This is a genomic window from Streptomyces sp. NPDC006384 (assembly GCF_042870695.1).
Lineage (GTDB): Bacteria > Actinomycetota > Actinomycetes > Streptomycetales > Streptomycetaceae > Streptomyces.
On the sequence record NZ_JBIAHR010000030.1, the window covers coordinates 1 to 14,850 of the forward strand.

Genomic DNA, 14,850 nt, shown 5'->3' on the forward strand with positions numbered 1-14,850 from the left:
CCCAGCTACGCTGGGTAACCCCCGGCCTTCGGCCGGGGTTGCTCGGGCCTTCGGCCCTTCGCGGGTGCCTACGGCAAACTCCCGTGCTTCGCACGGGAGTTGCGGGGCCTCCGGCCCCGCCGGGGGGGGGGGGGGGGGGGGGGGGCCCGGGGGGGGGGCCCGGGGGGGGGGGGGGGGGGGGCGCTCCGCGCCCTGGGTCATGGGTGGGGCAACTCCTCCGCTGCGCTGCGGAGTTGGGGTGTCGGAGGGTGTGCCGGGGGCTGTCGCCCCCGGGGGAAGGGGTGTCGGGGCGCTCCGCGCCCCGGAGTTGGTGGGTGGTCAACTCCTCCGCTGCGCTCCGAAGTTGGGGCGGCTGTCTGGTTGATGTTTGCTGTCGGGATTGCTGGCGAGTGGCGTGCGGGGTCTCGGTATCTGACTACTGAAGGTGACGAGTATTGGTGTACTGGTTGATCTTGGAGGGGGCCCGCGCGCTCTTCTCCTCTTCGGCCAGGAGGAGGCCGGCGAGGGTTCGGGGGCTACTTTGCAAAGTACAAAGTCCGGCTCTTCTGGCTCCCGCTGCTCGTGAGCCGGCGAGGGGTGCGGCCGGGCGCAGCGGGGACAGGGCGTCCTCGTCGCAGTTGGACGGTTCTGGACGTTTTCGGACGGCGTGGGGCGGCTTCTCGTCGGGTGACGGGTTGTTCAGGCGATGCGGCCGGCGGCCAGGACGGCTGGCAGCGGCTTCGGCGGTCAGGGCCCGGACGGAGGGCCGACGGGCCTCCTGCGGCGGGGACGTCGTGGGCGGCCAAGAGCGCGGGCGGCGTCGGGGCCGCGCGGGCCAGGCGCTCGGGCGTGCCACCGCGGCGTACTCCAGGGCCCGGTCGGCGTCGCTGAGCTCGCAGAGGATCCCGATGGGGCCCGCAGTGCGCCGGCAGAGGGTGGGCCAGGCGCGCCGCGGTGTTGCCGCCGCGCGCCGTGGCCGGCAGGAGCGCCAGCCGGCTCGCCCCGGCTGCCCCTCCCACTCTCGCCCTGCCGTCAGGCCGGGCCGCAGCCTGGCAACCGGCCACCCACCACCCCGTTAATTTGATTAACTCCCCCTTGTGAGGTACATTAGAGAATACAGGGCGCACCGCCCTCCTCTCCCTTCAGGAACGAGGTCCCCATGAACCAGTCCGAGGCAGACCAGGCCCGCGCCTTCGCCGGTGAAGTCACCGCCCTCATCACCACGTTCGAGAACGACAGCAGCCTCCCCGACGCCCGGAAGGCGGTCGACTACCTGAAGCTGATGCACGCGGAGCTGCTCGAATTCGCCGCCGACCCGGACGACGAGCGCCTGCGCCAGAGCGTCGCGGGCCACATCACCCACTTCATCGACCTCACCCGCCGCGCCGCCCACCGGGCCTGACGACACCCCTCCGCCCTCTTCCCGAAGGAGTTTTGACGATGGCTCGACGCACGACCGGCACGCTGGAGCTGCGCTCCCCGCTCCCCGCACTTCACGGCGTCAGCGACCTCCGGATCCGGGCGACGTACCCCACCAACGCCCCCGACGGGTGGACGGTGGCTCTCCTGCGCCTGCCCAACGACTACTACGTCGTCGTCGGGCACCAGCCGCACGAGCAGTGGGCCGCGGTCTACCGCCACTACGTCGTCCCCGGAACCCGCGTCGAGGACCCGCGCGACGTACGCACCGACCCGGTCACCGGAGTCGACATGCCCCACGGCATCCGCTTCCGCTGGCGCGACGGCCGGGGCATCTCCTCCGTCCTGCGCGCCCTCGCCCCCCTCGACCGCGTCGACAGCGGCCCCACCCTCCCCTCCGCCAAGCGCTGACCCCCACACACCGCCCCGCGCCGGGCACGCGCCCGGCGCGGCGGGTCAGCCCGCCCCGGCTCCGGCCGGTAGGCGGCAGGCCGGGGCGCAGCCCGGCGTCCCCGGCGGTGCGCGCAGCGGCCCGCAGGCCTCCAGGGGCGCGGCGAGCGGGCCCAGGCTCCCCGGCCGGTCAGCTCCCCGGGCGGCCCGCAGCGCGCGAGGTGTTGCCGGGCCCGCAACAGTCCCTCGCGGTCCCATGGATCCGGTTGCACTGACGCCCGGACAACTCCCGGACAACCGCGGGCAACTCCACTGCCAGCAGCGATGCGCGACAGGGCGCCGGACAACAGCCGGTGTGCACCTCGCAGCCCCGCGGGCCTCAAGGGAACCGGACAGGCGACAACGGCCGGCCGCGGGCGCCGGTGCGGCGGGACCGGCGAGCGGGCGAGGCGGTCCTCGAAGTCGTCCGGCGGTGTCGGCGCGTGCCGTTAGCGTCGAAGGCATGACAACTCACGAAAAGGCCACAGCGGCCGGCGGCGCCGACGAGGCAGAAGCCACCCAGCGCGCCCTGAAGACCCAGCTGTTCCACGACGCGCGGCAAGAGCCCGGAAAGCCCTGCCCCTGCGGCGAGTCCGACGGCCTCCACGGCGAGGAGTGCGACTGCGAGGAGGGCGCGGTCCTCGTGCACACCATGCGGATCGGGGACGGCGAGAACGTGACCGAGTGGCAGGACACCTTCCGCTGCAGCCTCGGCTGCGTCGAGTACACCGCCCCGGTCTCCCTGCCCAACGCCCCCTGGGGCGTGAAGGAAACTGTCGACGGCCCCCACGGCCCCCACACCCAGATCCGGGTCTACCCCGGCATCATCCACGGCCAGGAGGACCGCGGCATCGTGCAACCGTCTCCCTGCTGAGCAGCGCGGCGGGGCTCCCGGGGGCCGGCGGGCGGGACATCTGCGGCCAAGCGGCGGCCCGGCGGGTCAGCCCCCACGGCCCCCGCCTCCTCGGGCGCGGCAGGGTCGTCCTGGACCCGGGTGAGCGGCGGGTGCTCGGCCAGGACCTGCTCGAGCACCCCGTAGAGCCGTTCCGCTCGCACGCCGGCCGCGCTCCCGAAGGCTCCCGGCCCGTACTCATCAGCAGCACCCAGTGCGCCCCGACATCCGCGTCCGCTCGGCCGTCCGCACCGCGGACAGCACACGGCGCTGCGCCGGCTCGTTCAACGGAGCCCGTACCGGCGTCACCAGCTGATGCGCAGCACCCCGATACAGCGGCACCCCACCCCACGCCGGATCCTCCTCCCTCACCAGCAGCCTGCCCCGGCCCGCACCCGTCTCCACCCGCACCGCCGAGCCCGATGAGCCCGACGAGGTTGGACGTCGGGGACGAGGACGAGGCGGCCGGCCCCCCTGCCCGCCCCTGCGACGCCTGCTTCTTCGGCACCACGGGTCGGCGCAGGGGCCCCGAGACGACCTCGCCCGCAGGCTGGCCAGGAACGACGGTCGAGAGGTGGCGGAGCGGCCCGGTGAGCGGACGCGCCCAGGCGCCAGGCGGGCCTTCGGCGCGCCGGGATTTACGCAGGTCAGAGGGGGGACGCCACGGTGCGGTGCGTAGTCGCCCAGGCCCGGCAGATCGGGGTGCAGTTCGGCGACCCGTATGGTCAGCGCGCGCACCGAGGGGCGGCGAGCTCGACGAGGCCCATCTGGGCGAAGGCGTGGCCGTGTCGCCGGCGTCGAACAGGGCGCGGGCGGTTTCGGTGACGCGCGGGCGCGGCGCTCGACGGTGGCAGGTGGGCGGGGCGCAGCGGGCGGACATGGACGAGGACGGTGTCGACGTCGCCGAGCTGGCGGTGAATCCCGATCCGGTAGAGGACGCTGGGCGGCAGTCAGCTCCTGGGAGCGGCCGGCGGGGCGCGGGTAACAGGCGAGACGCAGGTTCTCCTCGGCCTGAGTGGCGGTGTAGGCGGCGGTGAGCGCCACCAGGCCCGCCGCCTCCAGCTCGGTGGGCGCGCGCCTCGTGCAGAACAGGAACAGGGCCTCGTCCGTACGGCCGGTACGGCGCAGCGGCGTCGCAGCCGCGCGGAGAGCACTCGCACGGCGGCCGCGCGGGCCCTGTTCGGCGCTGTGCGCGGCGGCAGCGGCCAGGAGGTAGCGCCTCGTCGAGCCGGAGGCGGGCGCCGGCGGGCCGCGGCGGTGTCGCCCGGGGGCTCGGCCCCCACCAGGCCCACGGATTACTACATTGATCTACACCCCCATTTCGAGTACACTAGTGAATACAGTTCGCACCTGAGCCGCCAGGAGCCCCCATGCTGAACCCCGGCCCGAACTTCCGCCGGATCACCTGCCCCGAGTGCCAGAAGGGCACGATCGTCCTCGCCTCCGGCACGGCGCGGTTCCAGTGCAGCCGCCTGCGCCAGGTGATCGACGGCTTCAAGGTCGGCAACTGCGACTTCGCCACGCGCGAGCGCACCGAGATCCCTGTCGAGCCCGGCGAGCACGTCGTCGTCGTGGACTTCACGCCCTTCGCCAAGCTCACCGCTCCCTGATACCCACCGCGCGCGGCGGCGCCGGGCCGCCCGGCGCCGGCGACTCGCACACCATCCCGCCGGTGGCTTCCCGTCACCCCACCCGACAAGGGGGCACAGCATGAGGTCCGCACCCGTACCGCACACCGGCCGCAAGCACTTCAAGTGGCGCAAGTACCACAACGCCCGGACCGGGACCGTGGGCAGCAAGGTGCTCCCCCACCGGTACGGCGACGAGGGCGAGAAGGGCCCCAAGCACCGCCGCCAGATCCGCCGCCGCGAGGAGCGCCTCTGGCGCCGCGCAACGGCCCTCACCTCCTGAGCCGCCCCAGCACGGCGCCCGCCGCACACCGGCCACTCGGCCGGCCACGACGGGCCGCCAGGCACCACCCCGCACAGAACCGGAGCACCATCCGATGGACGCCACCACGAAGCCCGACACCGCCGCCCTCTGGCAGAACCTCGCCGACGCCCTGAACGCCCTCGCCACCGCCGGCCTCCACCCCGACTTCCACGACCGCTACGGCACCGCCAACAACTGGCAGCACCAGCCGTACGCCTCCAGCAGCCACGGCGACAGCCCGTGGGTGGTCTTCGACCTGCGCGAGCGCGCGTACACGGTCACGACGCGCGAGCGCACCCTCGCCGGGGAGCACTCCAGGCCCCGCCGCCGCAAGCGCCGCTGACCCCCGCCCCGCGTTCCCGATCCCGCCAGCGCCTCCAGGACCCGCCCTCCCATGGGCCCGTACGCCAGCCCTGCTCAGCCCCGCCGCACCCCTGCCGTCGACACCCTGCGTGCCCTCGTCCCCGACGACGCCGATGTGATCCGCGTGCGCGCCGCCACCCCGACCGCCGCCACCAACTGGGCGTGGACGCAGGCCGAGGTGCTCGGCGCCTACCAGTGGCCGCCCTGCCCCGGCGAACCGCTCCGGCCCCTCGACAGCACCGCCGATGACAGCACGCACGCCGGCCTGACCGTCTGCGAGTTCCTCGCCACCCACCAGTACGCGGGCAACGTCCGCCTCGTGCGCGCCGGCGACGCCACGTACACCTTCAGCATCATCCTCAGCCGCCCCCGCTGGGAGGACTGGGACGAGACGTGAGCGGCCCATCGCACCGGCCCGGCCCGGGCGCGCCGCCCCGTCCGGGTCGGTCGCTACGATGGCAGTGCACCACAGGGCAACCGCGCCGCGCCCGGTCCACCACCACCTCGACGCCCACACCGTCGCCAGGGGACCAAGACGTCTGAGACTCGCGCGAGCAACTCCGTCATGCCCTCCCTCCCGGACGGCCGACGCGTGTGGGGCGGCCGGCCGACGAAGGATGCGAGACGCCATGACCCACCGCAACCGCCGCGAGCAGGACCGCGCCGTACGCGCGTACAAGCGGGCCCACCCCGGCATCACCCTGGAACAGGCCCGGCGCGCCGTCGCCGCACGCGCCGAGCAGCAGCGGGGACTTCCGGCCCGGATCCCCGCCGCTCCCCTGCCCCGGCCCGCCGAGCGGCTCGACGCCTACGTGCAGCGCGTCGCCGCAGCCGCCGGCGTGCAGCGGCACCGCGCGATGGAGCTTCTGGGCCTTGAGCCCGGCACCTCGGCCAGCGCCCGCCTGGACGACCTCGCCGCCGGCCTGGACGACCAGACCATCCGGGCCCTCGTCGCGGCCACCGGCATGACCCCCGCACAGGCCCGGGCCCTCGCCCCCGCCGACGCGGCCGGGGGCCTGGAGCGCCTGGCGCGGCAGGTGCTCGACGAGAAACTCATCCAGCCCGGCGGCAAGGGCAAGACCCGTACGGACGCGTCCGGCCTCGCCCGGCTCCTCGCCCAGACGTACGGGCCGCGGGTCCTTCCCGTCGACCTGCCCGTGCACGAACTCCTCGCGGCCCCCTACCGCCCGGCCATCGTCGATCTGGACTGGCCCTTCGACGCTCCCAGGCCCGTCGACCCCGAGGTCTTCGACGAGGTCGCGACGGCCCTCGGCATCGGACAGGACACCGGCCCGGGTGCGCCGCAGGACAAGTAGCGGCCCGCGCGGCGCCGCCAGCAGGGGCGGCGTGCAGCGGAACGCGCCCCGCCCGGTCGCGTCCGACCCGCAGTATCACCGCCGACGGACCCCGGCGCTCGTGCCGGGAACGGCCAACACCCGCAACAGGCGGTGATCGACGGCTCCCTCTGCAGGTCACACAGGGGACACCACAGTGCGGGCCACGAAGCCGCCCAGGCCCGGCAGTCCGGGGCGCAGCCCGGCGACGTGCGTGGTCAGCGCGCGGACCACGGGCCGGCGGGCCTCCAGCGGGGCGGTCGCCTCGACCAGGCGCAGCTGGGCGAAGGCGCCGGCCGCGTCGCCGACGTCGAGCAGGGCACGGGCGGTGTCGGTGGCGGCACGGGCGCGGCGCTCGGCGGAGGGCAGACGGTCGGGGCGCAGCCGGCGGGCGTGGGCGAGGGCGGTGTCGACGTCGCCGAGGTGGCGGTGGATCCCGATCCCGTACAGGGCGCACTGGCCGGCAGTCAGCTCCCGGGGGCGGCCGGGCAGGTGCGGGTGGCGGGCGAGGCGGAGGGTGTTCTCCTCGGCCTGGGCGGCCAAGTCGCGGGCGAGGGCGGACCGGTGCGCCTGGGCGGCGGTGAGCGCCACCAGGCCAGCCGCCTCCAGCTCGGCGGCCGTGGGCCGGGCGCCGGCCAGCAGGTGGGCGCGCGCCTCGGCGAGCAGGAGCAGGGCCTCGTCGGTGCGGCCGGTGCGGCGCAGCGGGGTCGCGGCCGCGCGGGCTGCGGCGGCGAGCACCACCGGGTCCCCGGAGCGGCGGGCGGCAGTGCCGGCCCGCTCCGCGTAGGCGCCGGCGGGGTCGGTGCGGCCCTGCTTGACGGCGAGCTGGGAGGCGAGCACCCACACGCCGGCCGCGCGGGTGGCGCCCGCCGGGCCCTGCTCGGCGCTGCGCGCGGCGGCTGTCAGGAGCAGCGGCAGCACCTGGCCGAGCCGCGCGTAGGCGCCGGCGGCGAACAGCCGGCGGGCCGCGGCGACGTCGCCGACGGACAGCCCCCGGTCCCCGGCCGCCCACGCCGGCACCGGCACGGCGCCGCCTCCGAGGGCAACTCCCGCCACCAGCATGCTCCGTCGCTTCACACCCGCTCCTCTTCCTCATGGGCCCGTCCACGGGCTCGTCACGACGCTACGGCCGGGCGGACCGGCCGGACAGGGCGCGCGAGTCGGGCTGTGCGCGCCCCTACTGTCGGCCCGGGGCGCCGGGTCGGGGCGGGGGGCACCGGCAACTGCGTGTGGAGAAGGGCCCTCACGAGCGGCGGCCGCCTGGCATCCTGGTGGCAGCCGGGCAGCCCCGGCCCTTCTTGCCCGCGTGCGCGGGACTGCGTCACCAGGCGAACCGCACCGGGTCACCGTTGCGGGCCTGGACACATTCCTCGTCGTCTTGCAGCAGGAAGGCCCCACCGTGCCCGAAGACACTGCTCTGCCCGTTCCGCCCGGTCCCCTCGACCAGACCCTGGCCGTGCTCGCCGCGGCATATCCCGGCCTGCGGCAGATCGAACCGTCGAAGTGGGGCGCGCCCCTCGCCGAGGTGCGGCTCACCCCGCAGCGCACCGCCCGCTTCTCGTGGGCCGGCTACGAGGTGCACGTGATCGTCGGCCACGAGGACCACCTCGACCGCGACAACCCCGACAGCACCGCCCTGTACCGGGAGATCCGCGCCCACGCCACCTTCCTCGTCTCCCAGACCGTCGACGTGGACGGCATCGGGCATGTCGAGTGGGAGGTGATCAACCCCCGGTCGGAGATGGCGTTCCCCGCCGCGCTCGCCGTGGCGGTCGCGGACCAGGCCGACCCGCGGTTCGCCGCGGCCGTCCTGTCGACCGTGGCCAAGGCCCTCGCCTACGCCAGGCTGGCCACCGAGCGCGCGGTCATCCAGGCGGAGCAGGCCGCGGACGAGGTCCGGTGGGAGAGCGAGCGCCCGGCGGGCGTCAACCCGCGCAAGTGGCTCCGGGACAAGCGGGCGCAGCGGGACGCGGCCGCGCCGTAGCCCCCCGGGGCGCCGCGGCCCGGTTCCTCGCCCTCCGGGGAGCGGCGCCGGCGTGCCCAGCCGGTCAGGCACGGGCCGAGCACGCCCCGGCGGCCGGTGCCGGCATCCGACGGCGCCGTGCTCGCTGCTCAGCGCGCTCACCGTTTCCCTCCCCCGCCTTGCGAGGCCGGCCCTGCTCACCGCGGCAGCCGGCGCGGCCGGGCCGGGCACGACGGGCGGTGGCTCCTGATGGTTCAGCCGGCGTCGGCCTCCTCGGGCACTGCAGGCTCGTCCTGCTGGTCCTGAGTCGGTGGCAGGTGCTCGGCGAGGATCTGCTCGAGCGCCTCGTAGAACGCGCCGGCCCGGGCGCTGCTCGGGCTCCCGAAGGCATCCCGCTCGGTGGTCAGCAGCGTCAGCCAGTGTGCGCCGGTCATCCGCATCCGTTGGGCGGCCCGTACCGCGGACAGCACACGGCGCTGTTCCTTCGCCTTCAACGGCCCCCGCACCGGCGTCACCAGCTGGTGCGCGGGGATCCGCAGCGCCTGGCGCAGGTGGAGCGGGACCTCGCCCCACGACGGGTCGTCTTCCCCGGGCAGCAGCCGCCCCCGGGCGGCCCCCGTCTCCGCCCTCACCGGCGGCGCGGACCCGGGCTCGGACGGCTCCGCTTCCCGGGGCGTCCCCTGCCCGGCCGCGGGCGACGCGCCCTCCGCCGCGGGCTGCGGCGTCACGGCGCCGTCTCCCTCGTCCTTCCCGCCCCTGTCCTCGGGCAAGGCGCAGGAGCCGGTACGGGTGTGGGTGGCCAGTCCCGCCGGCGTCCCGGCGTACGAGCACCTCCCGCAGCGCACCCAGCCGGCCTGGTCGACCGCCTCCTGGACCACCGAGCGCTCCGGCCCGAACCCCGCCTCGACCAGCCGCTGCGGCAGGCTCAGTCCGCCCTCGACCGCGCGCAGCGCGCCGGCGGCCGTGATGTCGTGCCCCTGCACGAACCACCGGCCGATCCCCGCCTCCTCGCCGCACCCGCAGAAGCAGTCGCCTGTCGGCACCAGCCGCTTTCGCCTCGTCTCTGTCACAGTCCCAGGACCCTAGTGCCGCCGGAAAGCCGAGGTCAGCACCATCACGTCCCCGGAACGGAATCGACCGGAAGCGACCAGACAACCATCGAGCTTGGTCAGGAAGCACTACATGCATGACCGCCTTGCGCGTCCTACAGGCTCGGAGCATCAGCATGCTGACCCTGCGCGCGGTGCTGGTGTGATGGACGGGCTCGGCAGGCCGGCACGCAGAATGAGCGCGTTAGAACAGCGCGCTGTGCCAGCGCGCCTAGGCTGCTTGACCAGCCGTTTCGCTCCCTGGCCTGCTCGAGCAGCTCGCCGGCATCCCACGCCGGCTCATCGCGCGTCCGGCGGTCTTGGTGTTGGCGGGAACGGGCGCGGCCGGGTGCCAGCAGCGGCGCTCGTAGAGGACCGGGCCGGCGGCGAGGAGCAGTTCCTCGGCGCCGGGCCCCAGGGTTCGGCGGCACGCAGGAGCGGGGGGACACGACGGCCAGGCCGGTGGAGGACCCGAGGCTTTCGGCTGGGCGGAGCAGCCGCGTTCGGTGCCGGGACCGCGGCACGGGCGGGACACGCGGCGGTGCCGGACTCCGGCAGGGGGCGCCCGCGCGGCGCGACGGTGGGGAAGATGGCGCGGGACGGCGGTGAGCACGGACCGGTGTGCGCAGCGGCGGCCGAGCGACAGGAGGCCGGGGCCGCTGCGCACGGGCTCGTTGATGGAGTCGCCGGTCATTCTCCCAGCCGGTCGTCGGCGGGCAGGTCGCCGCGGCTCAGGTCAGCGCGCAGGCTGCCGTAGTAGTGCTGGGCGCTGCCAGTGAAGGGCTTGACCAGGCCGCGGGGAGACGGACTGTTCACGCCGTCGTCCGGCTCGAACGCGGTGACGACAACTGCGGCTCCACAGGCGTGTCGCAGACGGCGGTGGTGCCGCTCGGCCTCCTCGGCGTCCGCCAGGGGCCCGGTCTTCGTCCACCGGGTCTCACGGGCAGACCCTGCGACCTGATCGGTCCAGTACACGCACGGCACCCTCAGCAGCCGGCGCACCACGAGCAGCCCGTCGGCGAACTCCTTGACGGTCGTCCCCAGGTACGACAACTCGCCCGCGTAGTGGGCCAGCGCGGCCGGGCCGCCGGCCTCGAACCTCCAGTGCAGGTAGGCCGCCTGCTGCTGCATCACGCCTCGAGGGACGCGCAGCGCCGCCTCCATCGACCCCAGCCAGCTGTTGCAGCTGCGGCACACCGCGCCGCGCACCTGCCCCGTGACCGCGTCGTGGTCGACGGCGGCCGTCGGGCGTCGCCGGCACAGCTGGCACTGCGGGTGACGGTCTCGGTAGGCGGCCCGCTCGCTGTGGGACATCCGCGCATACAGGAGCGGCGGAGTGCGGCGGGCTTTCCACCGGGCTCGGGGCACCACCGGCACCGGGACGGCCCGGGCGCCGCGTGATCCCGGTGCCGGCGGCGCTCCTGGGCTGCCGGCGCCGCGATGCCCGCCGCCACCGGCAGGAGGCGCAGCGGCGGGGGCGGGGCCGGGCGTCGAGGTGGGCGTCGTCTCCCCGTCCGGCACGGCTGCCCGGGCACCGCAGGCCGGCCTCGCCCCTCGCGTCCATCCCCACAGCATGGCCAGGCGCGCCCGGAGCCCGTCCGCCGGGCGCGTCGGGTTGTTCACCGGGTCAGTCGCAGCACATCGGGCACAGGTCAGGGACGCCGTCGACGGGATGCTTGCCGCACCCGACGCACAGCCATTCCCGGCAGTTGCGGCAGGCGTCGCTGTCCTCGTGCACAGGGGTGCACCGGCCCACGCACGAGTCGACGCGCACGAGGTCTTCGGGCACATCGGTGGAGCAGCCGGGGCAGAAGACCGCGCGGTGCACTACCGGGGCGGTGACGGGCGAGGCGGGATTCGAAGAGATCGTCATGCGGTGCAGCCTCGGGCCGATGGCCTGTGGACAGGGGCCGGCGGACGGGCTGCGGTCTCGCCAGCGCAGGCCTTGGCTGCGCCGCGGGCGAGGAACCCGGCGGGAAGGACAGGCCGTTGGTCGAGGCTCGGAGCCCAGGCGCGTCGGCGCCCGGACGACACGGGGCAAAGCGGACGCGAGCGAGGCGGTCAGCCGCCCGTCGGTGTCGTTCGGGCGAGGTCCACCTCGCCGGCTTCCACCAGTGCTCGGCGCAGCCGCTCCGTGGCGGCAGGCCGGTCGGGCGCGGGCAGGAGCAGCGTCCGGGCGTGTGCGCGGACCTCAACGTCGTACGGGGGGGGCAGAGGGTGGGCGGGTGAGCAGGTTCGCGGCCAGGAGCAGGGCGTCGTTCTCGCGCGGGTGGGCAGCGGCGCGTTCGACGACGTCGCCGGCGCAGGTCTGGGCCGGGGTGTGGGCGGCGCTGCGCCGGGCCGGGGCAGCCACACCGCGTCCGGCAGCGCCGCGGCGAAGCCGCCGGGCACCGGCGAGCGCGCCGGGCGGCAGGCCGGCATCGAGGGCGGCGGTCCACCACCGTGCTGCCGCTGCCAGGATGCGGCGGGCGGCCGGCGTCGCCGTGCCGGGGTGAGGGCGTACAGCTCGGGGGGCGGTGGTGAACTGACCGGCGTGTCGGTGCAGGAGCGGCAGGTGCACGCCGATCGCGGTGGCGACCGCCTCGTCGCCGCGACGCGCGGCCGGCAACCAGATCGAGGACATCGTCAGGGACCGCGGCGCCCGCGCGGACGAGGGCGGCGGCATACCCCAGCAGGCAGTGCAGCGCGCGCACCGCCGGGTCGGTGCCCGGCAGGTCCGGCGCCGGCCCGTGCCCTGTGCCGGCAGCCGCGGCATCGGCCGGGCCGTCGGTCGCTGGTGCCGGCGCGGTGGTGCCGGACGGAGACGGGAACGGCGGGGCAGCGGGGCGGGTGAGCGGCTCGGGGAGTACGTGGAGGTGGTCCAAGGCGGCCAGCAGGTCGAACAGCGCCTGGTCGGCGAACAGGACGGCGGCGGGGACCGGTTGGCCGGGGGCGTGGGCGGGCAGGGCGGCGCTCGTGGCGGCGGCGAGGTAGAGCGCGCCGAGCTCCGCCCGGGCGAGGGCGGTGAGCATGGCGGGGACGTCGGCGGTCCAGGCGGCCGGGCTGGCTTCGACGGGGCGGTGCAGCACGATCGCGTATCCGTCGGCGCCGGCGACCTCGGCGGCGGCCAGCGCCGTGGCGGCTTCGAGCGGGCCGGCCGCGGCAGCCAGCTTCCGCAGCTCCTCCTCGATGAGGGTGACGGTGTGCTTGAGCGGCACCAGGTGCTCGGCGGCGCGCGGGGCGGGCGGCCCGGCAGGGCGCATGCGGCGCACCGCGGCGAGCAGCGGGCCGAACCCGTCCAACAGCGGCGCGGGCAGGATCGGGGACCAGTCCCGCACCCGCAGCCAGGACGCGAGCGGCTCCACCGTGCTGTCGACCCGCTCGGCGCCGGCGGGCAGAACCCGGTCCACCCCGGCGGCCGCGGGCGTGGGGCCGAGCGCCGCCCAGGTCCGCTGCTGAAGGCCTTCGGCGCGCTCGGGCGGGTAGTTGGTGAGCACGATGTCGACCAGGCGGCCGCCCTCGGGGTCGGGTGGCCGGCCAGCAGGCGCTGCGTGACCTCGACCGCACGGTCCCGCCACTCCCCGCCGCGTCGACTGGGGCTCCTGGGCCCGCGGCGTGGGGCGGGTGCGCGGCGAGCAGGTGCACGTCAACCTCGCCGATCCGGGGCCACGCCCGCAGCCGCTCGGAGAGCGGGAGGCCGGCCGCGGCGAGGTCGAGGACCGTGCGGGCCAGCACCGGGCCGGTGAACGCTGCGGGGTCACCGAGGCGGACCTCGTCGAGGTCGACGTCGAAGACCAGGTGCCGCCCGGCGGGCGCGGTCGCCTCGATGTCGCAGCGCAGCGCACGGCGCGGGCCCACTGGAGCGGACCACCCCCGGCGGCCGCGGCGCCGTGGACGGTCGCCGTCAACTCACGAGCAGGCCCGCGACGTCGTGGCCGGACAGGCGGTCGGCGCTCTGCCGGGCGATCGTCTCCTCCAGCTCCAGATCGGCCAGTGCCGCGGCGTGCTCGACGCCGGGCGCCGGTGCGGGGCCGGCGCGGTGACGTGCGGGAGCAGCGAGCGGACACCGGCCGGGGTCAGGGCACCGGCCAGGGCACGGCGCAGCAGCGCGCCCGGTCCTCCGGCGGCGGCCTGTCCAGCGCGGGCGGCATCCGGAGCGGCGTGGGCCAGGTGATCGAGGAACGGGGCCGCCGGGCCGTACGGGCAGGGCGCACAACGCCGACACCGTGCGCCCCCAGGACTTGCGGCCGCCGGGCGGGCCCACAGATGTCCGAGGCGGCCACTACGATGTCGGGAGCACCACCATGGGCAACCGCGCCGCGCCCGGTCCACGACCCCGACGCCCACACCGCCGGAGGGGACCGCAGACGTCTTGAGACTCGCGCGAGCAGCCTCGTCATGCCCTCCCTTCCCGGACGGCCGGCGTGTGTGGGGCACTGGCCGAGCAAGGGACGTGAGACGTCATGACCAACCGCCGCACCCGCCAGTTCGACCGCGCCGTGCGCGAGTACCAGCGCACCCATCCCGGAACCACCCTGCCCGAAGCCCGCGAGGCCGTCGCCGCCCGCGCCGCCGCCCGGCCGCCGAGCGGGCGGCCGGCCCGGATCCCCGGCGCACCGTTGCCCCGCCCCGGGGAGAGCCTGGACGGCTACACGAAGCGGGTCGCCGCCGCGGCCGGCGTCCACCGGCACCGGGCCATGGAACTCCTCGGCCTGGCACCCGGTTCCTCCGCCACCCGGCGCCTGGCCGAACTCACCCGCGGCCCGCTGCCCGACGACGCGGTGCGGGCCCTCGTCGCGGCCACCGGCATGACCCCCGCACAGGCCCGGGCCCTCGCCCCCAGCCAGATCCTCGTCGTTGACGAGGCCGCGGGCCTGGCGCGGCAGGTGCTCGACGAGAAGCTCATCCAGCACGGCGGCGACGGCAAGACCCGTACGGGCGCCCGCGCAATGGCCCGGCTCCTGGCCGAAGCCGGCGCGCGGCGCCCTCTTCTCATCGACACCGACCCGCCCCGCAGCCTCGACAGCTGGACGGAGCCGGCCTTCCGCCCCGTGCTCGTCGACCTGCCCTGGCCGGACGAGGGCACCACACCGTCTTATGACCCCGGCCTCGTCGACGAGGTCCTGAAGGAGCTCGGCATCTCCCCCACCACTGCCCAGGACGAGTAGTCCGCGACGCCCCGGCCGGCGCGGAGCAGAGTGTCCCGTGCCAACGAACGGTGATCGCGTGCCACTGAGGAGTGACGGACTGCCGTTGGATCCGGTGCGGGCCGTTGACGGGCTGCCCAGGTGCCGAGGCGTTCCTCGACGTGCTGACCTGCGCAGTCATCCTTCGATGACACAAACGGCCATCCATCAGCCTTCGGTGGCAATCGGTCAACGATCACTGTCACAGGACAGTCGGTGTCCCGTCTCAAACGATCACGCCGTGGCCGCGGCCGTGCCCTGCGACGACCAGTTCAGTTGAGACGGA

At 75.6% G+C, this 14,850-nt stretch carries 16 protein-coding genes; 11 read left to right on the forward strand and 5 right to left on the reverse strand.

What is annotated here, in order from left to right; translation table 11 throughout:
• The first annotated feature begins 1,138 nt into the window (after nt 1–1,138).
• The 8 genes from ACFYOJ_RS31115 to ACFYOJ_RS31150 all read left to right on the forward strand — a co-directional run bounded on the left by ACFYOJ_RS31115 (nt 1,139) and on the right by ACFYOJ_RS31150 (nt 6,330).
• Nucleotides 1,139–1,381 (forward strand): hypothetical protein, encoded by a 243-nt coding sequence (locus ACFYOJ_RS31115; RefSeq protein WP_356559544.1) that lies wholly within the window; start codon nt 1,139–1,141, stop codon nt 1,379–1,381.
• Between the two features lie 38 nt (nt 1,382–1,419).
• The gene (locus ACFYOJ_RS31120; RefSeq protein WP_356559542.1) at nt 1,420–1,809 is read left to right on the forward strand and encodes a hypothetical protein; all 390 of its coding nucleotides are present in this window, start codon (nt 1,420–1,422) and stop codon (nt 1,807–1,809) included.
• 481 nt (nt 1,810–2,290) lie between these two features.
• On the forward strand, nt 2,291–2,701 hold the full coding sequence (locus tag ACFYOJ_RS31125) for a hypothetical protein (protein WP_356559414.1): 411 nt from the start codon (nt 2,291–2,293) through the stop codon (nt 2,699–2,701).
• Nucleotides 2,702–4,089: 1,388 nt separating this feature from the next.
• Nucleotides 4,090–4,329, forward strand: coding sequence for a hypothetical protein (locus tag ACFYOJ_RS31130; protein ID WP_356559416.1), 240 nt, complete (start codon nt 4,090–4,092; stop codon nt 4,327–4,329).
• 100 nt (nt 4,330–4,429) lie between these two features.
• Entirely contained in the window at nt 4,430–4,630 is a 201-nt protein-coding gene (locus ACFYOJ_RS31135; RefSeq protein WP_356559418.1) for a hypothetical protein, read from the forward strand.
• Between the two features lie 94 nt (nt 4,631–4,724).
• On the forward strand, nt 4,725–4,994 hold the full coding sequence (locus ACFYOJ_RS31140; RefSeq protein ID WP_356559420.1) for a hypothetical protein: 270 nt from the start codon (nt 4,725–4,727) through the stop codon (nt 4,992–4,994).
• A 51-nt stretch (nt 4,995–5,045) separates the two neighbouring features.
• On the forward strand, nt 5,046–5,411 hold the full coding sequence (locus ACFYOJ_RS31145) for a hypothetical protein (protein WP_388598315.1): 366 nt from the start codon (nt 5,046–5,048) through the stop codon (nt 5,409–5,411).
• A 232-nt stretch (nt 5,412–5,643) separates the two neighbouring features.
• Nucleotides 5,644–6,330, forward strand: coding sequence for a hypothetical protein (locus ACFYOJ_RS31150; protein ID WP_388598316.1), 687 nt, complete (start codon nt 5,644–5,646; stop codon nt 6,328–6,330).
• A gap of 156 nt (nt 6,331–6,486) precedes the next feature.
• Here ACFYOJ_RS31150 and ACFYOJ_RS31155 read toward each other — a convergent pair whose 3' ends face one another.
• The gene (locus ACFYOJ_RS31155; protein ID WP_356559131.1) at nt 6,487–7,425 is read right to left on the reverse strand and encodes a transcriptional regulator; all 939 of its coding nucleotides are present in this window, start codon (nt 7,423–7,425) and stop codon (nt 6,487–6,489) included.
• Between the two features lie 322 nt (nt 7,426–7,747).
• Between ACFYOJ_RS31155 and ACFYOJ_RS31160 the strand changes: the two genes are divergently transcribed.
• Nucleotides 7,748–8,332, forward strand: a complete 585-nt coding sequence (locus ACFYOJ_RS31160) for a hypothetical protein (RefSeq protein WP_356559129.1) — start codon at nt 7,748–7,750, stop codon at nt 8,330–8,332.
• A gap of 233 nt (nt 8,333–8,565) precedes the next feature.
• Here ACFYOJ_RS31160 and ACFYOJ_RS31165 read toward each other — a convergent pair whose 3' ends face one another.
• From ACFYOJ_RS31165 to ACFYOJ_RS31180, 4 genes are all read right to left on the reverse strand, one after another.
• Entirely contained in the window at nt 8,566–9,381 is an 816-nt protein-coding gene (locus ACFYOJ_RS31165) for a hypothetical protein (RefSeq protein ID WP_388598319.1), read from the reverse strand.
• Nucleotides 9,382–10,089: 708 nt separating this feature from the next.
• On the reverse strand, nt 10,090–10,713 hold the full coding sequence (locus tag ACFYOJ_RS31170; protein ID WP_356559125.1) for an endonuclease domain-containing protein: 624 nt from the start codon (nt 10,711–10,713) through the stop codon (nt 10,090–10,092).
• 313 nt (nt 10,714–11,026) lie between these two features.
• A complete protein-coding gene (locus ACFYOJ_RS31175) occupies nt 11,027–11,272 on the reverse strand; it encodes a hypothetical protein (RefSeq protein ID WP_356559123.1) in 246 nt (81 codons plus the stop codon).
• Between the two features lie 318 nt (nt 11,273–11,590).
• Nucleotides 11,591–12,022 carry a hypothetical protein gene (locus ACFYOJ_RS31180; protein WP_356559121.1) on the reverse strand — a complete coding sequence of 144 codons (432 nt, stop codon included), beginning with the start codon at nt 12,020–12,022 and terminating at the stop codon, nt 11,591–11,593.
• A 563-nt stretch (nt 12,023–12,585) separates the two neighbouring features.
• Here ACFYOJ_RS31180 and ACFYOJ_RS31185 point away from each other — a divergent pair.
• Together ACFYOJ_RS31185 and ACFYOJ_RS31190 are read left to right on the forward strand one after the other, a co-directional pair.
• The gene (locus tag ACFYOJ_RS31185) at nt 12,586–12,837 is read left to right on the forward strand and encodes a hypothetical protein (RefSeq protein WP_356559119.1); all 252 of its coding nucleotides are present in this window, start codon (nt 12,586–12,588) and stop codon (nt 12,835–12,837) included.
• Between the two features lie 1,004 nt (nt 12,838–13,841).
• Nucleotides 13,842–14,546: a hypothetical protein gene (locus tag ACFYOJ_RS31190; protein WP_388598321.1), complete on the forward strand. Its 705-nt coding sequence runs from the start codon at nt 13,842–13,844 to the stop codon at nt 14,544–14,546.
• Nucleotides 14,547–14,850: the final 304 nt, after the last annotated feature.